A 23,147-nucleotide genomic window follows, 5' to 3' on the forward strand; every position below is an offset into this window, starting at 1 on the left:
GAATGTAAGCCAATGAATCATTCTCCGGACACTCTTTTATTGGACCGCCTGAAGGAAGGGGATGAATCCGCTTTTGAAGCACTCTTCGAAAAGTATTATAAAATGCTTTGCATCAACGCATTCTGGTTCCTGCAACAGGAGCAGGAGGCGAAAGACCTTGTGCAGACGTTTTTTATGGACATCTGGGACAAAAAGCTCTATCATAATTTCGAGGGAGACGTAAAAGGGTACCTGCATACCGCGGTGCGCAACCGTTGCCTGAACCATCTTAAAAAACAACGTATCCGCCTCGACCACCACGAAGCGTTTTTCAGCATGCGCGAAACCGCGGGGCACGACGAGCCGGAAGGGCAGGACTATTACAAACAATTGCATTCCTCTTTAGATAATATCACCGGCCAGAAACGTATGGCCATCCAGATGATCTACCTGCAGGGCAAACGTTACCAGGAAGCGGCGGAGGAAATGGGCATCAGCCTTAACTCCTTCAAAACGCATCTGAAACGCGGATTGAAATTATTGCGAAGCACCGTACAACCGAAAAAATACTAACTTGTTAACCCGGTAACATGAAAGAGAACGAACAGATATTCCAATTATACATACAACACCTTTCCGGCGAACTGACGCCGGAAGAGGCTACTTATATCGAAACGAAACTGAGAGAAGACGAGGATTTCCGGAGAGTATGGGCTTCGTTTTCTGAAGGGGAGCGCGCGCGGCGGACGGAAACTTTTGCGAAAGAACTGTCTGCAGACGGGGCGCTGGCCGAGCTGAAAAGCCGGAAAAGAGGCCGTGGCGGCGTCCGCCGCATGTGGTATGCCGCTGCTGCTGTGGTGACGGGCATTGCCGTTACAGGGGCCATCCTGCTGTGGCAGCAGCGCCCGGCTACGCAAACTACCGCACAACTCCCGGAACTGCCCGCCTCGGCGGTGAATCTGGTGCTGGCGAACGGGCAAACCATTACCCTGAACGGGGACAGCGCGCAGACCATTTCCCTGCAACAGGCCACGCTGCACAACAACAACGGCACGTTGGCCTACCAGAGCACCGATACGTCGAGCAGTACGTTGCGCGTGCCCGCCGGCGGAACGTATAAAATGATGCTGGCAGACGGCACCACCGTTTGGCTCAACGCCTCCAGCAGCCTGCGTTTTCCGTTCAGCTTCAATGGTCCCACCCGCGACGTGTACGTGGATGGGGAAGCGTTTTTTAAAGTGGCCCAAAACGCCGAGCGGCCGTTTATCGTACATACGCCGCAAACCGAAGTGCGCGTGCTGGGCACATCCTTCAACATCAACACCTACCAGCCCGGCGCCGAACGCACCGCCCTCGTGGAAGGCAGCGTGCAGCTGCAAAGCCGCGACGGCAAACAACTTACCCTCAAACCGGGGCTGCAGGCGGATTATTCTTCCAACGGCTTCCGTACCGGCGCGTTCGACGAAGAGGAAGTGACCGCCTGGATGAGCGGGGTCTATTATTTTCATAAAATGCCCGTTGCAGACATCGCCGTCATCGCTTCGCGGTTTTACGGCATCCGTTTCCGGGCAGAAGGGGAGCGGTTCGCATCCGTCGCCATCACAGGGCTGATGGACAGGGCGCGCCTGGATGAATTTCTCAACGACCTGGAAACCACCGCAGGCGCGGATATCCGTGTCGAAAACCAGACCGTTTTCCTGAAATAACACCTCCCGTTTTTCTCCTTCCCGGCAAAAAGAAAAAAATTTCTTCCCACGCTGTCACCCGTTTGAATAAAACGGGTGTAGTTATGTCGTATATCACCTAACCAATTATTCCGAGATGAGAAAATGTATGCGCAATCCGCAGATTATGCGGCTCCTCGTGCTTGGCTGCATCCTGTTTTCCACGCTGATGCCTGCCCTGGCACAGGTAAAAACTCCTTCCCTCCAAACGCCCGTGACCCTCTCGGGCAACGACATGAGCCTGCTGCAGGTGTTCCGGAGCATTAAAAAACAGACCGGGTTCACGCTCGTGTACAGCAACCAGTTGCTGAACGACAGTGAAAAGATGGACCTCAACTTCCGCAACACGCGGCTGAAAGACGTGCTGGACTTTGTGCTGAAAAACAAAAACATCGTGTACGAAGTGCGCAGCAACCGCATTGTGCTGGACCGAAAGCCGGAAGAAACGCCGGCTAATGCCGTCGCCGCGCAGGAAACGGTGAAAGAAGAACCGGTGAAAGGGCAGGTGATGGACGCTGAAGGCAATGCGCTGCCCGGTGTAACGGTGTCTGTAAACGGCACCAGCCGCGGCGTGATCACAGACGCGCTCGGCATTTTTACCATCAATGCGGCGCCGGGCGAAGTGCTGAAAGTGGTGATGATCGGCATGAACACTGAAGAGGTGAGACTTTCCGGGCAAAAAGTGCTGAAAGTAACGCTCACGCCCCGCATCGACAAGCTCAGCGAAGTGGTGGTAGTGGGTTTCGGCAAACAGAAAAAAGTGACCGTTACCGGTTCGGTAGCCACGGTGAACATGCAGGACATGCAGGTGCCAGTGCGCTCGCTCACCAACAACCTGGCCGGTAAAGTGGCCGGCGTGATCTCCATGCAAAGCGGCGGCGGCGAGCCGGGGTACGACAATCCGAACTTCACCCTTCGCGGCATCGGCACATTCGCGGGCAGCGTAAGCCCGTTGATCATCGTGGACGGGGTGCAGCGCGAAGATGTGAACAGCACATACGGCGGGGCTTTTAATAACATCGACCCGGAAGACGTGCAAAGCATCAGCCTGCTGAAAGACGCATCCGCCACGGCGGTGTACGGCGCGCGCGGCGCGAACGGCGTGCTCATCATCACCACCAAACGCGGTGTGGCCGGCAAACCCAAAGTATCCGCCAAAGTGGAATCAGGATATAACGGTTTCACCAAACTGCCCAAACTGCTGGACGGCGTTACGTTTATGCGCCTGTACAACGAAGCGCAGGAAAACGTGGGCGCGCCCGCGCCCTATTCCGAAGAAACCATCGCCAAAACCGCCAGCGGCCTCGATCCGTACCTGTACCCGGACGTGAACTGGATAGACCGCATTTACAAAGACTGGGCGCCCATGGCCAATGCCAACGTAAACGTGAGCGGCGGCGGCGAAGCGATGCGGTATTATGTGTCCATGAGCTTTTACAACCAGGACGGGCAATACAACGTGTCCAAAGCCAACGGGTACAATCCCAATCTCAATTTCAAACGTTACGATTTCAGAAGCAACGTAGACCTGAATATCACCAAAACAACCACCTTATCGCTCAATCTCGCCGCCATGCTGGTAAACAGCCGTTATCCCGGCAATTCGGCGGGTGTTATCTGGTACAATTCCTATTCTACCAACCCCATCGCATTTCCCGTTCAATACCCCGGTGATATGTGGGCCGGCCCGCGCAACAACGGCGGCGCCAATCCTTTTAACCTCGTGCAGAACAGCGGCTACAGTACCGAGTTCAAACCTTCCGTGCAGTCGGTGCTGAGCCTCACGCAGAAGCTGGACGCGGTTACGCCCGGCCTCAGCGCTACGGGCCGTTTTTCGTTCGACAGTTACAGCGAGTTCGGCAACCAGCGCCTCGGCACGAACGATCTTTGGTACGCCGCTTCGCGCAATCCTACCGGGGAACTCAATTTCGAGCGTGTGCGCAACGGCCAGAATTTTCTCGGTTATGGTCAGTATTCCACCGGCGAAAGAGTGATGTACCTCGAAGGCAACCTCAGCTACGACCGCACTTTCGGCGATCATACCATTGGCGGGCTGCTGGTGGGCACCATCCGCAACCGGCAGCTGGGCACCGCCGGCAATGTAAAAAATTCCATTCCTTTCCGCTACCAGAGCGCAGCAGCGAGAGTGACGTATGCGTTCAGGGATAAATATCTTTTTGAAGTGAACATGGGCGCTACCGGTTCGGAGAACTTTGAGCCCGGCAAACGCTGGGGCTTCTTTCCCGCCGTGGCTGCGGGCTGGGTGATCTCCAAAGAAAAATTCATGGAAGGAATGGATTTCTTCTCCCTCCTGAAACTCCGTGCCAGCTATGGCTCTACCGGCAACGACGCCATTTACCAGGACCGCTTCGGTTACCTCACTTACCTCGAAAGCGGCAACGGCATTTCGTTCGGCTCTTCCCCGCAATTCTACGGCGGCAACTACGCCCGCGTGATCGGTACGGAAGACCTCACCTGGGAAACCTCGCACAAATCCAATGTCGGTCTCGACGTGGGCATCGCCAATGTGATCAATCTTACCGTAGACGTGTTCAAAGACAGGAGAAAAGACATCCTCATCCAGCGCCGCTCCATTTCCTCCATCGGCGGTTTTGGCGAGAGCTTCATATTCTCTAACATGGGCGAGATGGTGAACAAAGGCGTGGACGGAAGCGTGGAATACAACGCGAGGATCGGAAGGGATATTTCGCTCCGTTTATTCGGCAACCTCACCTACGCCCGCAACAATATCGTTTTTGCAGACAACCCGAAATTCCTGTACGACTACCAGCAGCCGGAAGGCCGCATGCACATGGAATATTTCGGGTATAAAGCCATCGGCCTGTTCACCGACCAGGACGATGTGGAGAAAAGTCCCACGCAGATGCGCACCGTATACCCGGGAGATATTAAATACGCAGACCTCAACGGCGACGGCGTGATCAACGACAACGACCGCAGTTATCTCGGTAGATCGGAATTCCCGGTATGGTCTTACGGCTACGGTTTTAACCTCGGCATCCGCCGTTTTGAAGTGAGCGCGTTGTTTGCAGGCGTGGCGGACGTTTCCATCATGGCAAACGGCTCGCGAACCAGTATGAACGACGGCACCGCGAACGGCGTGGGCGTAGTGCCATTCACCGGCATCGGGCAATATCCCGCAAACATTCTCAGCAACGCCACAGACCGCTGGACGAAAGACAATCCCCGGCAAGACGCATGGTACCCCCGCCTCACGGTAGCGAACACCTCGGATAATAATTATGTAGACAGCGACTGGTGGCTGAAAGACGGGAGCTTTATGCGTCTCAAACAAGCCACGCTCAGCTACAACATCATCACTTCGGCAGACCGTGTAAAAGGCGTCAACCACCTGCAGGTATATGCCGCGGGCACCAACCTGCTCACCTTCAGCAAATTCAAGGTATGGGACCCCGAACTGGGGCCGAACGGCGCGAAATACCCGTATCCCAAAACGATCACCCTGGGGCTGAGGGCACAATTCTAACGTTAAAAAAGTTTGATCATATGAATAAGATCACCTGTTTCATATTGCTGCTGCTGACTTTCTCTTCCTGTTCGAAGTACCTGGACAAAAAGCCGGACAACCTGCTCACGGAAGAAATGATCTGGACCACCCGCGCCAACGCGGAGAGTTATCTCTATAATATTTACAGTCACGTGTACAGCATTGCCGGTACAGATGGCAGCGACTTCGCAACCGTTGGCGCCAGCGACGAATCGTCCGTTTCCATCGGCACCACCAACGTGCGTCAGATGGTATCCGGCAACTGGAGCCCATCCAGCGGGTACTTTTACAACTGGGGCAGTTATTATACCGGCATCCGCAAAACTTTCATCTTCGAGCAGAACATCGACAAAGTGCCGGGCAACCAGCTGAGCGCTGAGCTGAAAGCGCAGTATAAAGCAGAAGTGGCTTTCCTGCGCGGGTATTTTTACTGGATGATCCTGAAACAATACGGCCCGTTCGTAAAAGTGACCGGCGTATTGAGCCCCAACGAAGATTACAGTCAATATCCCCGCGCGCCTTTCAGCGAATGCGTGGCGTATATCAACGAACAAATGGACGCGGCAGCGGCGGTACTGCCTGCCGAATGGGAATCCAGCACCAACCTGGGCCGGCCTACGAAAGGCAGTTGTTGGGCCATCCAGGCAAAAGCGGCCATACTCGCCGCCAGCCCGCTCTGGAACGGAAACCCTGCTTTCGCCAATTTCAAGAACCAGGACAATACACCACTGGCGCCGCTCACCGCGGACGCTAATCTTTGGAAGACCGCCGCGGACGCCGCAAAAAAAGTGATCGACGGCGGCAAATACAAACTGTTCACCAATCTCGACAACGGCGGCAGCACTTTTGACCCTTACGCTTCCGTGCGCGACGTGCATCTCACCAACTGGAACGACGAGATCATTTTTGCCGTGGTAGGCTGGAGCCGCTGGGGCTGGACGAAATGCGCCTCTCCCGGGCCGGGCGGCTACAACATGTACTGCGCCACGCAGAACCTGGTAGACGCATTTTCCATGAAAAACGGGCGCACGATAGACGATCCCCAATCCGGCTACGTGGAAAACGGTTTCGCCAATTCCGCCGATCCCGCGCGCCCATGGGCGCACCGCGCAGGGGAATGGAACATGTACGCGGACCGTGAAGCGCGTTTTTATGCGAACATCATGTACAATGCCCGCCCCGTAGTGCCCGCCCAGAATACAGACGACCGCAACTACTATTCCTCCGACAACAACGCCAACGGGCAGGGCCGCGTGGAATTTTATTACAACGGCAAATCCGGCCAGAAATCCTCCGGCAGCAACAATATTACGGGTTACCTGCCGCTGAAGCGCGTGAGCCCGGCCAGCAATATCCGCCTGGACAATGTGAGTTTCCATGGTCCGTATATCCTTGTACGTTATGCGGAAATATTGCTCGATTACGTAGAAGCGCTCAACGAATACGAGCCTTCCAATCCCGACATCGTCAAATACCTCAACGAGATCCGTACCCGCGCGGGGCTGCCAGGCATCGACGCTGTATATCCCGACGCTGTGGGCGACCGCGATAAAATGCGCGCGCATATTCTCCGCGAGCGGCAGGTAGAGCTGTGTTTTGAATCGGACAGGTATTACACGCTCACGCGCCGCCTGCTGGCCGGCTTGCCCAAATACACCGCCATTTATGGCATGGACGTGAACGCGAACGACAATGGCCTGGGTTTCTCCTTCACGCAGTTCTACACCCGTAAACTGTACCAGCAGCGATACTGGGACAACAAGATGTACCTGTTCCCCATCAGCCTCGGCGACATCGAGCGCGACCGCGCGCTGGTGCAGAACCCCGGCTGGTGATCCTTTTTATTGACCAATCAATCAATCCCGATATGATCAGATCATTTTTCAGATATCTTCTCGCAGGCATTTTTTTGCTGGCCGCCTGCAAAAAAGACGACGATAACAACAAACATGTGGCCGGCGCGCCGGTGTCGGTGGAAAGTTTCCTGCCGGCGCAGGGCGGAGGCGGCACGTCTATCCTTATCAACGGCGAAAATTTCGGGGACACCACCGAAGTGGAAGTGAGCATCAACGGCAAACCGCTGAAGGTAGTGGGAAGCAATACGAAACAGATTATGGCCGTAGTGCCGCGCAAATGCGGTTCCGGCAAGGTGGTGGTGAAAGTGGGAGGGAAGGAAGTGTCCAGCGACGCCGAGTTCAATTACATTTTCACGCGCAGCGTTACCACGCTGGCGGGCAACGGTGTGGCAGGTTTTGCGAACGGAAAAGGTGAAGACGCGATGTTCCGTTTTAACAGCGAGGGCTGGTACCGCGGCAGCGGCATTGCGGTAGACGACGATCTGAACGTGTATGTGGCAGACCCCGGCAATCACTGCATCCGCAAGATAGACAGCACAGGGAAAGTATCGACGCTGGCGGGGAATATCGCGGAAGGAGACAACGACGGTACGGGCGCTGAAGCGCGTTTCAGGATACCTTACGGCGTAGCCGTGGATGAGCAGGGAAATGTGTACACCGCAGACCCCGGCAGCTGGAAGATCAAAAAGATCACACCCGAAGGCGTGGTAACCACCTGGCTGGATGCCGGCGGTGAAACCTGGCAGGTGGCCGTGGACAAGTCTTCCGGCGAAGTGTTTTACGCCAACAGCGGTGGCGGCGCCATTTACCGCAGTCCTTCCGAAGGAATGAAGATCCTGGTGGCAGACGGTATCAATGTCCCCGGCGGCCTCGACCTGGACAAAGAAGGCAACCTGTATGTGGCCGTCAGCAACAGTCATGTGATCACGCGATACACCAAAGGCACCTGGGCGCCCACCGTGATCGCGGGGCAGATGGATGCGCCCGGTTATGTGAACGGAACGGGCACTGCCGCGAAATTCTCCGTGCCCTGGGGCCTCGCCGTGGATGCGGACGGCAACATTTACGTGGCAGGCAACGGCACCTGGGACGGCGGCGCTTACAACCCGGACCAGAGCATCCGTTTCATCACCCCTGGCAACTGGAACGTGAGCACCTACGCAGGCAGCGGTACATCCGGCTATGCCAACGCCATCGGCGAAGCCGCTGCATTTGCCGGGCCGCTGGGCGTGGCGGTAGATAAAAACGGGACGGTGTACGTGCTCGACAAAAACAACAACCGCGTAAGAAAAATCGTATCGGAATAAAAGACACCGGCATTTATGAAAAGAATGATCGTTATGATAACCCTGCTGGCGGCAGCGGGGTGTGGCAAGAGCAGCTCGCCCGCCCCTGCTGAACAGTCAAAGCAGAACGTGTTTTATGTTTCCCCCAACGGCAGCGATGCGGCCACCGGCACTTTGCAGGCCCCGCTGAAAGGGATCAACGCCGCGCTGGCAAAAGCTTCGCCCGGCGATACGGTGATCGTGCGGGAAGGACGGTATTATGAAAAGGTATTTTTCCCGAAAGCCGGCCGCCTCGAAAAAATGATCACGCTGAAAGCATACGCGGGCGAGCGGCCGGTGATAGACGGAACGGGGCTTTCCGTGAGCGGGAAAGAAGCGCTGGTGACCATCCGCAACGCCAGTTACGTACAGATCGAAGGGTTCGACATTTGTAATCTCAAAAGCAGCACGCCCTGGGTGAACGTGAATGGCATCGTGGCGGACGCGGGCTCTTCCAACATCGTCATCCGCCGCAACAGGATCTACAATATCGAGCACAACGCGGCCCCCACAGACGGGCGCAGCGGTCATGCCATCGAGATAATCGGCAATACGGAAGTGCCGATGAAAAACGTGCTGGTGGAAGAAAATGAAATTCACGACTGCAACACCGGCTACAGCGAAAATCTCACTATCAACGGGTATGTGGACGGGTTCATCATCCGAAAAAATATTATTTACAACGCCGAAAACATCGGCATCGACGCGGCGGGCGGTTATGCAGCCAATTCAGTGCCCGCTTACAATTACGCCCGCAACGGCCTCATCACCGAAAACACGCTTTATAATATCGACATGACGACCGGGCCGATCGGCGGCATCCACGGGCATGGCGCCATCGCGATCTATGTGGACGGCGCGCGGAAGATCACCGTGGAGCGCAACCGCATTTACGATTGCGACCGCGGCATCGGCATCGTAAGTGAAAACGACGCATTCCCCACCAGCGATTGTATCGTGCGGAACAACATCGTAACGGATCTTTACCGCACGGGCATTTATCTCGGCGGATACCTGGGCTACACCAGCGGCGGCACAAGGAATTGTTACGTGGTGAATAATACTTTGGCCGGGAACAACCGCGAGCGCGGCGCTTACGGGGAAATAGAAGGGGAGCTGCGGCTGACGGAACAGTGCTTCGACAATGTGATCCGCAACAACCTGGTAGTAGCCGGGCCGGACGACCTTTTCGTGCATAAATACACCAACACCGGCAGCGGCAACATGATAGACAATAATCTTTATTTCTCCGCCACCACCGCCGGATGGATCTGGAACACGACCAACGGGGCGCCTTACACAGATTTTAACGCATGGAAAACGGCCAGCGGAATGGATGCCAATTCCATCGATGGGAAAGACCCGTTGCTGACGGAAAATTACCGCATTCCCGGGAATTCTCCTGCCAGGCTGGCCGGTCACGTATTGCCGGCAGAGATTCTCGGAACGGTGGATTTTTCAGGCCAGCCGCGTGTTACGGACAATAAAATCAGTATCGGGGCGCATCAGTAAAAGAACTTCGTGATAATGGCCATCGTAACAGCTATGCCGATAATGCCGCCCAGGATGGTAGCGATGGCGTCCATGATCTCATGATGGCCCTTGCCGGTGACCTTAGAGAACAGTTCGAACCCGTAACCGATGCCCGCCACGGCCAGCAGGGCAAGCGTGCCGGAGGCTACCAGGCGACCGGGCGCGATGTAGTCTGCGAAGATCTGCGTGATGCTGCCGATGGGGATGCCCACAAAAAAATGCCGCCATTTATCTTCTGTTATCTTCATAGATTAGCTGTTGTCAGTTGCGCCCGTAAGCTACGAAAAATTGGCTGCGGGCGCGCTGCATTTGCAACTTTCGCCGATTGGCAGTAATTTATGCGCCAGTTAAACAACTCATTCTTATGAAACATTCCACACTCGTTCTTTTCATTTGCCTTCTTTCCGGCGTGTTTTCCGCCGCATCCGCCCATATGCCGCCCCCGGGCCGCGAATTTTACCAGATCAAAATTTATCACCTGAAGACCGAGCGGCAGATCGCGCGCGTAGACAGTTTTCTTTCCGCCGCATACCTGCCTGCGCTGCACCGCGCCGGCATTGCGAAAGTGGGCGTGTTTAAGCCCATCCAGCAGGATACGGCCGATCTGAAGATCTATGTGCTCGTTCCTTTCCGCTCGCTAGAGCAGTTTGAAAAACTGGCTTCCGTGCTGGACAAAGACGAGGCTTACGCCAAGGCTGGCGCATCCTACATTAACGCCGCTTATAACGACATGCCGTACGCAAGACTGGAAAACATACTGCTCAAGGCTTTTCGCGATCATCCCGTAATGGACATGCCGAAACTTACCAGCCCGAAAAACGATCGGGTGTATGAATTGCGCAGCTACGAAAGCCCTACCGAAAAATATCATGCGAACAAAGTAAAAATGTTCAACGACGGCAACGAGATCGGCCTGTTCCGCAGGCTGGGCTTCAACGCGGTGTTCTACGGCCAGGTGATCGCCGGCGGCAGCATGCCGAACCTTATGTACATGACCACCTTCAACGACCGGGCCGACCGCGACGCGCACTGGAAATCTTTTGGCGGCGATGCGGAATGGAAAAAATTGTCCGCCATGGAAGAATATAAAAACAACGTCAGCCGCAATACGCAGTATTTCCTGCGCCCGGTTGAATATTCGGATATTTGATTAACTTGAGGGTTCATTAAACCTATACCATGAAGCGGCTGCCGGCATAAAATGAAAGGCTGCCCTGACAAGGCAGCCTTTGTTGTAAGATGAGACTAGTAATAGAAAAATTTATCAGCAGTCGGCAACCGGCGGCAGCAAGCGCTTTTGCAATTCTTCCGGTAAAGATTGTGCTGCTTTTTCCCTGAAAGTGGGTTTATAATGTTTCGGCGGATGCCATTTGATTTTCGCCGGTTCTTTTTTCACCTCGCGTTCCGCTTTGATTTTGGCGGGTGCGGGTTTAGGTTTTTTCTGCGGCTCACCGGTTATGGGCAATACTTCCACTTCGGTTGGCTCGTTGAGGTAGAGCACCGGCTCGCTTTCGAAACGGATCACCTGCGGCGCGGACGCTTGCCGGTAAACCATGTTCGTTTGGGCGGAAAAAACGATCTGTGGAATGGGAGACAGCTTCATAGTGTTGCCAGGAGAGGCTTTTGGTGCTTTCAGCCGTTTGTGTTCCGGTAACGCTTTAATTTTCTTTTGGAGGGGATCAACGATGAACAGAAGCTTCTTACGATTAATGCTATCCGTGCGTTGCGGTTTATATAACAACAGCAGGCTGTCTGCATTGAGCTTTTTGATCTTTTTATTTTCCATCACGTTCCGGTAGGCCATGATGTACGCCGAATCGTGGAATTTCTTTTTGTTGAAGGGTTGCACGCGGTAAATACTGTCCGCCGTTACGTATTGTACCTGGCCTTTCATTTTGAAACGGGTGGTGTCAGTTGCGATTTTGTAATAGAGCTTCGCTATATATTGACTGTCTTTCCCCCTCTTCTTCATTTGTTGCCGCATCAACGTTTGGTACACGCTGTCGCGGAAGGAGATCACGTGCACGCTGTCTTTCTTTTTCAGCTTGTATACTTTGACCGAATCGGATTTTAACTTGAGCTTGAGCGCTTTCGTGCTGACCTTTTTTACTTTTTCGAGCCTGAAAGGTTTTACGGTCGTGTCTTTCACGACTTCTACACGGATTTCCCGGGGGGCGGGTGGTTCTTGTTGAACAACCGGCTGTTCATTGCCTGCCGGAACAAAACCGAATGCGGTGATACCGGCGAGCCCCAGCAAAAGAATGCCTTTTTCCATGATGGTCAGTTTTTTGTTTTCGTTGGTGAGGATGCGTTTTACCCGGTCGAGCAGGTAAAACCTTTTGCGGCCGAGGCTCATGCCCAGCTGCAGCTGTTGTAGCCCTGCGTGCTCGAAAGCGACGAGTGCCTGCAGGTAGCTGGATTGGCGAGGGGTGTGGGCTACGGCGATATCGTCGCAGCAGGCTTCGCGTTCTTCGCGGATAAGCGCTGAGATCCACAGCAATGCGGGATTAAAGAAAAAGACCGTTTCCGTGAAACGCTGCAGGATATTCACGAGATAATCGCGGCGGCGGATGTGGGCGAGCTCATGCAGCAGGATGGCTTCGAGCTGATCGGCCGGCAATTGCGCCAGCAGGCCCGCCGGCAGGTAGATGCAGGGTTTCAGCCAGCCGATAGTGAAAGGCATTTGTACCTTGGCGCATTCGAGCAGGCACACGGGCGTGCAGATGCCCAGGGAAAGGGCCAGTTGGCGGAGTTTCACGGTCCATTCCCCGGGAGGTTGAACGGTATTAGAGCGGCGGATGCGGAAAATATGATAGAAGCCGGCGCTTATCCTGACGCATTTCAGGAGGAAAATGAGGGCCCAGGCCATCATGATCTGCGTGGTATGCGCATCGATGAACTGCAGGCAGCGTGCGAGCAGGTCTGGCTGCGGTGCGAAAATGTAAGCGGCGGCCGGCGCGGCGGCGATAAACGCTGCGGGAACGGGCTCTGGCGCGGACTGCATTTCAAGCCAGAAGGTAATCCCAGTGCCGGCGAGAAACAGCAGCAGCGCGGCGCCCAGCAGGTTGTACCGCAGGCGGGCGCTGGAGCGTTTGGTGAGCAGCAAAATCATTCCCGCCAGCAATGCGGCGAAAATACCCTGCCAGAGCGAGTGCAGGAAAGTGCGGCAGATGGCCTGGAGCACGTTTTCGGAAATCCATGCATTGATGAGCATAACAGCAGGGTTTATTTGTCCATTTTCCGGAGCAGTTCGCGGATGGCGTCCAGCTCTTTTTTGGAAGTGTTTTTATTGCCGAGCAATTGCATCATGAGGCTGCTGGCGGAGCCGTTGAACATGGTATCTACAAACCGGTCGAGCAGGTGGCCTTTGGTGGAATGTTCTTCCACGGCGGGGCTGTAAATATGTTTCATCTGGCTTTCGTCGCGGTTGAGCAGTTTTTTATCCACCATGATCTGCATGAGTTTGAGGGTGGAGGTATACTGCACTTCGCGTTTTTCTTCGTTCAGCACGTCGTTCACGGTCCTGACGGTGGAGGGGCCCAGCTTCCAGAGAACCTGTAAGATTTCAAGTTCGGAGCGGGTCGGCTCAGGGTTCTGTTCCGGTTTCTGTTTCTTCATGAATTAAAGGTAGGAAAAAATTCGTACGAACAAAATTTTACCTTCCGGAAAAAAGGAAGGAGGTAGCATGAAAAAGATTCTAACTGATTGATAATTAAATAAAAAGGATTTGTTTTCAGGGTTGAAAAAAAACTTAAATTAGCCTTTGTATGAAAACAGTACCGACTTTATATGAATGGGCGGGTGGCGCCGAAGTATTTGAGCGGCTGACGGAGCTTTTTTACGCCAAGGTATTGCAGGACGAGCTGCTGGAGCCTGTTTTCAGGCATATGAGCCCGGATCACAGCAGGCATGTGGCGCATTTTATCGCCGAGGTGTTTGGCGGCCCGAAAACCTATACGCAGCAGGATGAGGGAAGTCATGCCGGCATGGTGCGGCATCACCTGGGCAGGATGCTCACGGAGCCGCAGCGCAGGCGTTGGATCGCGCTGCTGCTGGACAGTGCGGACGAGATCGGCCTGGCGTCTGACCCGGAGTTTCGTTCCGCCCTCGTGGGATACCTGGAATGGGGGAGCCGTTTGGCCGTTATGAACTCCACTACAGACGATAATCCTGTCAACGAAAACGAACCGATGCCCAAATGGGGCTGGGGTGAAACGGGCGGTCCTTACCAGCCCTAACGCGCCGCAGTGGCGGGATAAAAACTTTTTTGCGGGAACTTTTGATTTTAACCGTTTAGCCTGTATCTTTGCACTCCCGATTTTGAAATGATCGCTTTGCGCGGGAAGTTCAGAAAGGAATTTGGCGAGGTAGCTCAGGTGGTTAGAGCGTTGGATTCATAACCCAAAGGTCTCGGGTTCAACTCCCGATCTCGCTACAATACAGATAAGGCTTTCAGGCGTTTTTGCCGAAAGCCTTTTTCTATTGGTACAACATAGGTACAACAATTCGCTCCTGATGGTTGATCCGGCCGGGCAAAATGTCATTCCTTCCATTGACGTTCCCACTTGTTGTCTGTTATTTGAAGCAACGCGATACATGCTTCGTTGGGTGTAGGAACTTTGTGAGAATTTCGGAAAAATATACTTTTTTCAAGAACGGTATAACTTAGACCAGAATGGTTTAGTATACAGGCTGTTTTTACAGCGCCTTCTTTGAAGGCCTTGTATTCAAGATGGTCTGATTTATACCAGTTAAGTTTTTTGTTGTGGGTAATTGATTCTCTCATACTTTGATAAGCTTGTCGAAATTTTCCAAGACAACTGATCTCCTCTTCAGTCAAAGATTTTTCTGATGCAAATCGTACAAAGATTGCTTCAACACCTGCTTCCGCTGAAGAAGCTCTTTTTAACAACTCCCATCTTATCTCTTGGTTGGGGATATGGTTGTGAGTATCCTCCAGATGAAAATTCCATAACTTCCAGATGGAAAAAAATTCACCATATAGTTTGTAAAGATCGGCTAAAGTGGAAAGTTCCTGTTCTTTCCTTTTTTGGCGTATGGCCCAATGATGCGTAAGACGTTGACCCACAAACCAGCCAATCGTAAGTGTTACTGTAGCGAGGATCAAATTCAGCGAGAACTTAAGTAGTTCTAATTCTGTATCAGGCATAAAAAGGGATTTGAGGTTGAATAATATATATTGAAGATACAAATTAGCAGGTAGCTAAACACATTCCTGGAATCAATATGTTTTCAATTGAGTTATTAACCTAGATAATAAAAGGCCGGCAAATCCTGTATCAAAAGGTTAGATAATCCGCCCGATCTCGCTACGAATAAAAAAGCCTTCAGGTAATCCCTAAAGGCTTTTTTGTATTACTTGAGAGTAGAGTTACTATTTTCTGTAGCTATCGCAGTCCGTCCATAAACTTTCCATCGTTCTCATTGATATAAACATTTTTTCACTATCCGGTAAAGTAATAAAACCATACTTCTTATAAAAATTCCTTGCGTCTTCATCCAACGGATCTACAACCACTTCAACAGAACCTACAACCAGGGAATTATCATAGCAAAGCATTTCACCAATCCCCAAACCCTTACAGGATTTATCAACTGCCAATCTGCCAAGTAAAGTAACGGGCCTCTCTATCGCACTATGTTATTCCCAAAGGGTTTGGGAAAACCCTGGCATCTTATTCCCATCCGAAAAGGAATGATTTTTTACGACGAAGTACAGGAAATTCGCTGCCTTTTCTTCAACGCTGGGATAAAGCTCCCGCCCGTCAAAGGATTGGTAGATGGTTGCAATGGAACTCTGGAACGATTCATCTTTTTCATTCCCGAACAGGCTGCTGCCGCCAAATTTTTCTTTGAGACCGCGAATGGCTTTCATCGCTTCTTCATATGTGGCAATGAAAGCCTGTTTTGTATGGATGGCTTCAATTGTCAGATTACGGTGGTCGTATTTATCCAGGACATCTAGTGCATAAGTGTAATCGGTGATTACTTTTAGCAGTCCATTGGCTTCGTCGGAAGAAAGCGGCTGCGTACCGATCACATTGCCCATTAATCGGACAGTTTGTTTGAGTGCTTCAAATTGCTGGCTTTTTTCCTGCAGGCGTTTTTCATTTAGGGAGTAACCTTTGATCAAATAGTCTCTCAGAATTTTGTTTGCCCAGATACGAAATTGTGTACCTCGTATAGAATTTACCCGGTATCCAATAGATATAATCATATCCAGATTATAATGAGATATCTTACGGGAAATCCGTCTGTTACCCTCATTTTGAACTTGTGCAATTTTTGCACAGGTTGCCTCCTCAGATAATTCCGATGATTTATAAATATTTTTTATATGTTTTGTGATGGATGTTCGATCCGTTTGAAAAAGATCGGAGATATTTTGCTGATCGAGCCAAACAGTTTCCTTGTCTAAAAGGACATCTATCGAAATCTCACCATCTGCCGTCTGATAAATTATAATTTGATTATTTTCCATTTTTGTTTTCTTATTCCATAAAATTAACGCCTCAGCAATCCGCAAATCGTTAAAAGCTTGCAAATGATAACACCAGTTTCACTATCCCCCCAAAGCCTCCGTCAGCCGATCAATCAACGCTTTCCCTTCATCAATATCAGCGCCGATCTTCTCTTCATTAAAATCCCGTTCAATAGTGAACGCGCGCAGATGTTGCTCAAACGCCTGCCACATATCTCGAGCACGTTTGTCATCCGATTGAGCCGCCAGTTTTTTCAGGAGCTGCATTTTCTCAAAATCGGCAATTCCTTCCCGCATGGTTTCAAAACGAATGCTGCTGCCGCCGCCGGGATACACCATAAAACAATCCCCCGCAGGCCATGAACCGAAACGCGCATCCCGCACAGGGTCTTCGGGCCAGGCGTCATAAGCCCATCGTAAGAAGCCATGGTAGCCGAATGCAAAAGAATACCAACTGATCCACCGGCCTTCAATAGGCGGAGAGAATACAAAATTGTTCGGTTTGGCAGGATTGCAGCAAACATAAAAAGTGGAAGTCGCGCCGCGCGACCTGCGCTGCTGCAGCTGTTGCGCATTAGGTTCTTTGCCGTACAAAAAGGAATAATCATCCAGCAAGGTGTCCAGCTCCTGGTGCCAGTCGCCCGCATACGTGATGCGCCACGCAGGAGAATGTTTTTTTATCACTTTGATGGCTTCCAGCGTTTGCCGCATTTCATTTTCATTGATGCCTAAATAAGTTTTTTCAAACCATCCTTTTTGTTCAAGATGCATTTTCAGGTCGGTGAGAAAGCTATTCCAGCCGGCGATAAATTGCCCGGATTCCGGAGGCCAGGATGCATATACATAATTACCCGAAGCTTCGTCCATATAACGGAACCGGTTGCCCCAGGGAATAGGCGTATAAATAGTAATCGCCTGATCGACGCCGGCCTCCATGGCAAGCTGTACATAGGTGTCAAAAATGTTGTAATCGAATTTCCAGCGGCCGTTCTTTTGTTTGATCCATTCAATCATACCGCCTTCGATCATATAGGAATTGTCCGCCCAGGGCGAATGAACGGCATACGTGGTGATGTATTTCCCACCGGCATCGGCATACAATTTCAAATGTTGTTTTAATAAAACCTTGTGTTCCGCCGACCAGGGAACGAGGTGATTTTTCCATGCCACCACCCATGGGTTCTGCCACAGGTCCAGCCGGTAGCTCCAGTCGCGTGGCGAAGGCAATACCTGGCCCTGCACTTTTATTTTTACCTGTAACGAAATACTGCTGCTGCCGGTGGTAACGGTGATGATGCCGGAATAGATACCTGTTTCCGCGGAAGCAGGCACATCCAATGAAACCCATACCGGCCGCGTTGTTTTGCCGGGCAGATCAAAACGGTCCAATGTTTCGAGCCTGTCCGGCATCAGGTACCCGTTCTTATACGGCGTTTGACCGCAAACGGCATCAGCGGCGCCATAGGGATAATTCGAGATCACATACCTTACAAGCTGCAAACGGATATTACTGCTGCCGATAACCTTGCCCGCCGCATTGTTCAGATCGGAAACGGTGAGCCGTACCTGTTGCAGGCTGTCGGGCGACCAAACCAGTATCTGCGCGTTCAGCCTTTCTCCTTTCCAACCCGTTGTTTCCCATACGTTTTGCTCAGTTTGCAACGGGACTTCTGTTCTGAAATACGATTTGCCGGAAGAGCCGAATCCCGCATGCAGCCCGCTTTTCTGCGTTTGCCATGCCTGGTTGTTCACGGGTTTGTCAAATGTATATTCAGGCAAATAATGCGCCTGCTGTACAGGCAACAACGATGAATCTATCAAACCGCGATGGTCCTGTGCTACCACCGCTTCGTCAAATTGAAGGAAACAAAGAATAACTGCAATTGTTTTTTTCACGATTCCTTATTTTTAATCGTTACCAGTTGTGTCGTGTGCGGGATCTGAACGAAGTTTGATCTTGATTGTTGTACGGATGGAATATACTTAAAGTTAACAAAAAAGGACGATCACGGTCCGGCGGCCCGTTGTAATTTTATCCTGAAAACACGCATCATGAAAGAAGTTTCGATCCTCATCAACAATCTGAAAGAACTGCTGAACGGCGGTCACGCCCATGCTACCTTCGAACAGGCTGTAAAAGACCTGCCGGCCAAACTGCAGGGTCAGGTGCCCGAAGGCATGCCTTACAGCATATGGCAACTGGTAGAGCACATCCGCATTACGCAGCTCGATATCCTGGAATTTTCCCGCGATCCCGGTTACGAATCCCCCCAATGGCCGGAAGGTTACTGGCCAAAGGAACAGGCCCCCGAAAACGCGGCGGCATGGAAGGAAAGCATAACGCAGATCACGAACGACCGCAAAACTTTTATCGGACTGCTGGAAGCGCCAGGGGCCGACCTCTTCACGCCTTTCGCACATGGGAGCGGACAGAACCTCCTGAGAGAAGCCATGCTGATAGCCGATCATACCAGCTATCATACCGGGGAGATCATCGTGCTGAGAAGACTGATGGGCGCCTGGAAATAAAAAATTGTAACTTTGTTGCAATTTTTTAAAAATGCGCATATGGAGAATGAAACCGGGAAACCGGAATTCTGGGAAGCCGCTTTCAAGGAAAAGCAGGAAATGTGGGGTTTCGGACCGTCCAATTCGGCAATATTGACAAAGGATTTTTTTGTTGGAAAAGCCGTGAAAAATATACTCATCCCCGGGATCGGCTACGGCCGGAACGCACAGGTTTTCAGGGACAACGGCATAACTGTAACCGGGATCGAGATATCGGAAACCGCGATCGAAATGGCAAAAAAACATTACGGCACGGATATGGTCATCCATCACGGCTCGGTAACCGACATGCCGTTCGACAATTACCAATACGACGGAATATTCTGCTACGCGCTGATCCATTTGTTAGACAGTCACGAAAGGCAAAAACTGATCCGCGACTGCTACAACCAGCTAACGGAAAACGGCTACATGTTTTTCACAGCCATCTCGAAAAGTGCGGAAACTTACGGTAAAGGCGAGTTGATCGGCAAAGACCGTTATGAAATGTTCGGCGGGGTTAAGATGTATTTCTACGATAAAACATCCATCCATGAAGAATTTGACCAGGCCGGGTTATTTGAGATCGCGGAAGTGACCGAAAACTACCCAATGTTTTTGATCAAATGCAAAAAAGGATAACCGGCCTACAACCAATCCTGGTCTTCCAGCTCAAAAATTTCATCCGGCCTGCATTGGAGTATTTTGGCAATTTTAAACGCCAGGATCGTTGATGGCAAAAACTTTCCCGTCTCGATCGCTATGATCGTCTGCCGGGCAACTTTCACTTTTTCCGCTAACTCCGCTTGTGTCAGATTTTGTCTCGCACGCTCAACTTTTATAAGATTTTTCATTCCTTTCCGATTGATGTTGCCTGGTGCCGCAGGTAATAAAAGTAGCCTGTGGCAATTATCAGCGTCAAAGCTAAAAACTGGTATGCTGAAATCGAAAGAATAATATCCTTACCGCGCTCCAAACGCCAGTTCAGGAAAAGATAATTGTAAAGATGGGTAAGGGAAAATGAGACGATCACGGCTATGGACAGGGCTTTGAACTTGAGGCTCCGCATCATTTCATCGTCCGTTTTTTCTTTTGAAAAGAAAATAAAAACAAATCCCCAACTTATGCCTACCGCTAGTTCATTAAAATCATACACCCCTTTTTTATAATGCTGCTGGAAAAAACTGAAAATGCCGGCAATAATCACCAGCGCGCCCAATATTTTAAACCAGTGGGAATAGGGAAAAGGATTTTGCTTCATAAATGTAATTTTAACATTACTAAATGTAATTCATACTTTACATTTTACCAAATTTATTTCAAAACAAAAAGCCGACGCTATAACAGCATCGGCCTTTCAGGTATCCGGTAAAATTGAACGATCATCTCCACGCATCGTCATATGCCTTCGCAATCACGTTTTCCGGGTCGCCGATATTGGTCTGGCGGGAATTGGTGTGCCATACCACCTGCACGTTGTTCGGAAAATGCATGATCACGGTGTAAATGCCACGCACCTGCGGGTCGCCCCAGATGCCGTTTTTCCAGTAGTAATTGCCATGTTTGCCGGGCACGATGTTGTCGAAGCCCATGAGCTTCTCCTTCATGCGCGTCAGCATGCCGGAAGACACGATCTTGTGGGCTTCCGCCGTCAGCATCACCTGCACTACTTCCGCGGCGTTCATATACCAGCCGCCTGCCCCGCTTTCGAGGTAGGTCGTGTATTTCATCATGCCGTTCAGCTGGGGAAGGGAATAGTTGTAATACAAGGTCATCTGGCGGTCCGGGTTTTTAAGGGTTATCGGGCCGGCATCGTTCCAGGGGCCGATGTTGATCTTGCTGTAATCCGGCAAGCCGGCCGTTTTGAAGATCTTCTCACGCACATAGGCGCGGTAGAGCTGCGATACGGCTTCGTCTGCCGCCTCGTCAGACTGCCCTTCAAATGCCGCTGTTCCGCTTACGACGCAGGGAAGCAACACGCGGCACATAAGGAAGTTGACGTTATTGTACGCATAGAACTTTTGTTCGTCGCCAAAACCGGTGGTTGGGGTTTGCATGGTTTGGCGGAGGGCGGCGTAACTGTCGCCGAAGTAGGTCAGCCCCGATTTGTGCGACAGGAGGTGAGACACCCTGATCTGCCGGTTAACCGCGGGAATGTTCCAGGAAGGAGGCAACAGTTCCCAGAGAAAAGAATTTTCATTCCTGCTTTTATCTTCCATTGCCTTCAACACCGCCAGCGCCGTAATGGTCTTGGTACAGCTGCCGGTCGCCTGCCGGGTGGTGATCAGGTAATCTGTTTCCGGCGCGTCGATGGCTTTGCGGGCATGGCCGCCGCTGCCATACTTCACGATCTTTCCGTTTTGCGCAATGGCGAAGCCGTAACCTACGGTTTGGCCTTCAGAGCTTGCTTTGAGATTTTTGGAGAAGAGGTCAACATCAAATCCTTTGTTAACAAAATCGTCCGGTTTTTCACAAGCGGTGAACAGGGCACCTGCAAGCACCAGGAGAAGCCCCGAATTTTTGAGTACAGTTTTCATTTTTACAGTGTTTTGAGGTTTATGACGCAAAGATGCGGCGCGCGGGAAAAGGGCAGGCCGGCGGTTTAATGAATACGGGAATTGGGTTAACGAAGCGGGGATTTTTATCATAAACTTTCAAACCAGCCACCCGATTTTTAATTTAAAAAGTACTTTGAATTACAAAGTAAATCATATATTTGTATTGTCACCTGGTTAACGACTGAAAAGCGGTGATGTAGCGGTATGAAAATCGACATCATTATTGTTTATATGCAACGCTATGAATTCGGCCATGAGAAAGACTTTGTGCCGCCCATCACCGGCATTCACCTCGCCGCGTTAACGCCCCGGGAGCATCACGTACGGGTGATCCATCAGCAGGTGCAGCCCGTGGATACCGACAGCGACGCCGATCTCATCGCCATTTCTTTTTTCAGCGGTTTTGCGCCGGCCGCCTTTTCGCTGGCGAAGGAGTTCAGGAAAAGAGGGAAGACCGTCGTCGCCGGCGGGCCGCATGTTACTTACAACATCGAAGAAGGGCTCACGCACTTCGACGCGGTCGTAGCAGGAGAAGCGGAATCGGTCTGGAAACAGCTGCTGGATGATTATTCCAACGGGAAATTGTCGCCCGTTTACAAAGGCGAGCCTACCGACCTGAAAGATATTCCAACGCCCCGGTTCGATCTGCTGCCCGATAAATTCTTCATTAAAAAAGTGATCCAGGCTACCCGCGGATGCCCGTTCTCCTGTTCCTTCTGCACCGTTCCCAGCCTGAATCCCGGCTTCCGGCTGCGCCCCGTGGATGATGTGATCAGGGACGCATCGTATAACGATTTCAAATACTGGTGGCAAAGAAAGGTCGTATGGTTCTGGGACGATAACCTGACCATCAACCGGAAATATATCCGGGAACTGCTGCTGAAGTTAAAAGAACTGAACGTGTGGTGGCTCACCCAGGCGAGCATGGACATTGCGAAGGACGAAGAGCTGCTGCAGCTGATGAAAGAATCCGGCTGCATCGGCGTATTCTTCGGCATAGAATCGTTCGGCAAAGATTCGCTCGCCGATGCCAACAAAAAACAAAATAAAATAGAGCATTATAAAAAGGCCGTTTCCGCCGTTCATAAAAAAGGCATCGCCGTGATGGCCGGTTTTATCTCCGGCTTCGATCACGATACGCGGGAAAGCATCGAAGAAATGGCAGACCGCCTGATGGATATCGGCGTAGATGTGCCCTTCCTGAGCATCATGACGCCTTTCAAAGGAACGCCCATTCATAAAACGTTCGAAAGCCAGGGGAGAATACTGAAAGACCGGGACTGGAGCTTCTACAACGGTTACAATGTGGCTTTCGTGCCGAATAATCTTTCGCCCGACGAATTGCTTCAGGCGCACAGAACGTTGTGGAAAGACGCTTTTTCCTTTTCCAAATCCTTCAAAAGGATCGTGAGAAGTTTTTTTAAGCTGAGACCCGGCGCGTTTTACCTGTCGCTTTTTATGAACGGGTTTTATTGTTTCAAAAGAACGATGAAAAATTATCCCATCGACATGACGAAAAGAAAACAGTACCAGCTGCCGCTTGCGCCGCGACTGCAAAAACACGGCTGAAACGCATGTAAGCTGCTTCCGCAAA

21 protein-coding genes and 1 tRNA gene are annotated in these 23,147 nt (G+C 51.5%); 12 read left to right on the forward strand and 10 right to left on the reverse strand.

Annotation, left to right across the window (positions count from 1 at the left end):
- The first annotated feature begins 12 nt into the window (after positions 1 to 12).
- From J7I43_RS01170 to J7I43_RS01195, 6 genes are all read left to right on the forward strand, one after another.
- Positions 13 to 552, forward strand: coding sequence for an RNA polymerase sigma factor (locus J7I43_RS01170; RefSeq protein WP_209142405.1), 540 nt, complete (start codon positions 13 to 15; stop codon positions 550 to 552).
- 17 nt (positions 553 to 569) lie between these two features.
- Positions 570 to 1,685, forward strand: a complete 1,116-nt coding sequence (locus tag J7I43_RS01175; protein WP_209142406.1) for a FecR family protein — start codon at positions 570 to 572, stop codon at positions 1,683 to 1,685.
- A 145-nt stretch (positions 1,686 to 1,830) separates the two neighbouring features.
- Positions 1,831 to 5,211, forward strand: coding sequence for a TonB-dependent receptor (locus J7I43_RS01180; RefSeq protein WP_209142408.1), 3,381 nt, complete (start codon positions 1,831 to 1,833; stop codon positions 5,209 to 5,211).
- Between the two features lie 20 nt (positions 5,212 to 5,231).
- Entirely contained in the window at positions 5,232 to 7,067 is a 1,836-nt protein-coding gene (locus tag J7I43_RS01185; protein WP_209142410.1) for a RagB/SusD family nutrient uptake outer membrane protein, read from the forward strand.
- A gap of 32 nt (positions 7,068 to 7,099) precedes the next feature.
- Positions 7,100 to 8,395, forward strand: coding sequence for an IPT/TIG domain-containing protein (locus J7I43_RS01190; protein WP_209142412.1), 1,296 nt, complete (start codon positions 7,100 to 7,102; stop codon positions 8,393 to 8,395).
- A 15-nt stretch (positions 8,396 to 8,410) separates the two neighbouring features.
- Entirely contained in the window at positions 8,411 to 9,925 is a 1,515-nt protein-coding gene (locus tag J7I43_RS01195; RefSeq protein ID WP_209142414.1) for a right-handed parallel beta-helix repeat-containing protein, read from the forward strand.
- Here J7I43_RS01195 and J7I43_RS01200 read toward each other — a convergent pair.
- A complete protein-coding gene (locus J7I43_RS01200) occupies positions 9,919 to 10,194 on the reverse strand; it encodes a hypothetical protein (RefSeq protein ID WP_209142416.1) in 276 nt (91 codons plus the stop codon). The genes J7I43_RS01195 and J7I43_RS01200 overlap by 7 nt on opposite strands.
- A 116-nt stretch (positions 10,195 to 10,310) precedes the next feature.
- On the opposite strand from J7I43_RS01200, the gene J7I43_RS01205 reads away from it, so the two are divergent.
- The gene (locus J7I43_RS01205) at positions 10,311 to 11,096 is read left to right on the forward strand and encodes an NIPSNAP family protein (protein ID WP_209142418.1); all 786 of its coding nucleotides are present in this window, start codon (positions 10,311 to 10,313) and stop codon (positions 11,094 to 11,096) included.
- Positions 11,097 to 11,210: 114 nt separating this feature from the next.
- Here J7I43_RS01205 and J7I43_RS01210 read toward each other — a convergent pair whose 3' ends face one another.
- Both J7I43_RS01210 and J7I43_RS01215 read right to left on the reverse strand, forming a co-directional pair.
- Positions 11,211 to 13,160: a M56 family metallopeptidase gene (locus J7I43_RS01210; RefSeq protein WP_209142420.1), complete on the reverse strand. Its 1,950-nt coding sequence runs from the start codon at positions 13,158 to 13,160 to the stop codon at positions 11,211 to 11,213.
- An 11-nt stretch (positions 13,161 to 13,171) separates the two neighbouring features.
- Positions 13,172 to 13,564, reverse strand: coding sequence for a BlaI/MecI/CopY family transcriptional regulator (locus tag J7I43_RS01215; protein WP_209142422.1), 393 nt, complete (start codon positions 13,562 to 13,564; stop codon positions 13,172 to 13,174).
- 149 nt (positions 13,565 to 13,713) lie between these two features.
- On the opposite strand from J7I43_RS01215, the gene J7I43_RS01220 reads away from it, so the two are divergent.
- Positions 13,714 to 14,184 (forward strand): group II truncated hemoglobin, encoded by a 471-nt coding sequence (locus tag J7I43_RS01220; protein WP_209142424.1) that lies wholly within the window; start codon positions 13,714 to 13,716, stop codon positions 14,182 to 14,184.
- 123 nt (positions 14,185 to 14,307) lie between these two features.
- Positions 14,308 to 14,381, forward strand: a tRNA-Met gene (locus J7I43_RS01225).
- A gap of 105 nt (positions 14,382 to 14,486) precedes the next feature.
- Here the strand turns inward: J7I43_RS01225 and J7I43_RS01230 are convergent.
- From J7I43_RS01230 to J7I43_RS24905, 4 genes are all read right to left on the reverse strand, one after another.
- Entirely contained in the window at positions 14,487 to 15,116 is a 630-nt protein-coding gene (locus J7I43_RS01230; RefSeq protein WP_209142426.1) for a hypothetical protein, read from the reverse strand.
- 225 nt (positions 15,117 to 15,341) lie between these two features.
- Positions 15,342 to 15,569, reverse strand: coding sequence for a GNAT family N-acetyltransferase (locus tag J7I43_RS01235; protein ID WP_209142428.1), 228 nt, complete (start codon positions 15,567 to 15,569; stop codon positions 15,342 to 15,344).
- A gap of 39 nt (positions 15,570 to 15,608) precedes the next feature.
- Positions 15,609 to 16,511 carry a virulence protein RhuM/Fic/DOC family protein gene (gene rhuM / locus J7I43_RS01240; RefSeq protein ID WP_209142430.1) on the reverse strand — a complete coding sequence of 301 codons (903 nt, stop codon included), beginning with the start codon at positions 16,509 to 16,511 and terminating at the stop codon, positions 15,609 to 15,611.
- Positions 16,512 to 16,529: 18 nt separating this feature from the next.
- A complete protein-coding gene (locus J7I43_RS24905) occupies positions 16,530 to 18,344 on the reverse strand; it encodes a glycoside hydrolase domain-containing protein (RefSeq protein ID WP_209142432.1) in 1,815 nt (604 codons plus the stop codon).
- A gap of 156 nt (positions 18,345 to 18,500) precedes the next feature.
- Here J7I43_RS24905 and J7I43_RS01250 point away from each other — a divergent pair, with 156 nt between their 5' ends.
- Both J7I43_RS01250 and J7I43_RS01255 read left to right on the forward strand, forming a co-directional pair.
- Entirely contained in the window at positions 18,501 to 18,977 is a 477-nt protein-coding gene (locus J7I43_RS01250) for a DinB family protein (protein ID WP_209142434.1), read from the forward strand.
- A 39-nt stretch (positions 18,978 to 19,016) separates the two neighbouring features.
- Entirely contained in the window at positions 19,017 to 19,637 is a 621-nt protein-coding gene (locus J7I43_RS01255) for a class I SAM-dependent methyltransferase (RefSeq protein ID WP_209142436.1), read from the forward strand.
- Between the two features lie 5 nt (positions 19,638 to 19,642).
- Here J7I43_RS01255 and J7I43_RS01260 read toward each other — a convergent pair whose 3' ends face one another.
- The 3 genes from J7I43_RS01260 to J7I43_RS01270 all read right to left on the reverse strand — a co-directional run bounded on the left by J7I43_RS01260 (position 19,643) and on the right by J7I43_RS01270 (position 21,532).
- Positions 19,643 to 19,849 carry a helix-turn-helix transcriptional regulator gene (locus J7I43_RS01260; RefSeq protein WP_236023273.1) on the reverse strand — a complete coding sequence of 69 codons (207 nt, stop codon included), beginning with the start codon at positions 19,847 to 19,849 and terminating at the stop codon, positions 19,643 to 19,645.
- Entirely contained in the window at positions 19,846 to 20,256 is a 411-nt protein-coding gene (locus J7I43_RS01265) for a hypothetical protein (RefSeq protein ID WP_209142438.1), read from the reverse strand. Before J7I43_RS01265 ends, J7I43_RS01260 begins: the two co-directional genes overlap by 4 nt.
- Positions 20,257 to 20,377: 121 nt before the next feature.
- A complete protein-coding gene (locus J7I43_RS01270) occupies positions 20,378 to 21,532 on the reverse strand; it encodes a serine hydrolase domain-containing protein (RefSeq protein ID WP_209142440.1) in 1,155 nt (384 codons plus the stop codon).
- Positions 21,533 to 21,784: 252 nt separating this feature from the next.
- Between J7I43_RS01270 and J7I43_RS01275 the strand changes: the two genes are divergently transcribed.
- Complete coding sequence (locus tag J7I43_RS01275) at positions 21,785 to 23,122, forward strand: B12-binding domain-containing radical SAM protein (protein WP_209142442.1); 1,338 nt, start codon at positions 21,785 to 21,787, stop codon at positions 23,120 to 23,122.
- The last annotated feature ends 25 nt before the right edge of the window (positions 23,123 to 23,147 follow it).

Origin of the sequence: Chitinophaga chungangae (assembly GCF_017742215.1) — a bacterium.
GTDB classification, from domain to species: Bacteria; Bacteroidota; Bacteroidia; order Chitinophagales; family Chitinophagaceae; genus Chitinophaga; species Chitinophaga chungangae.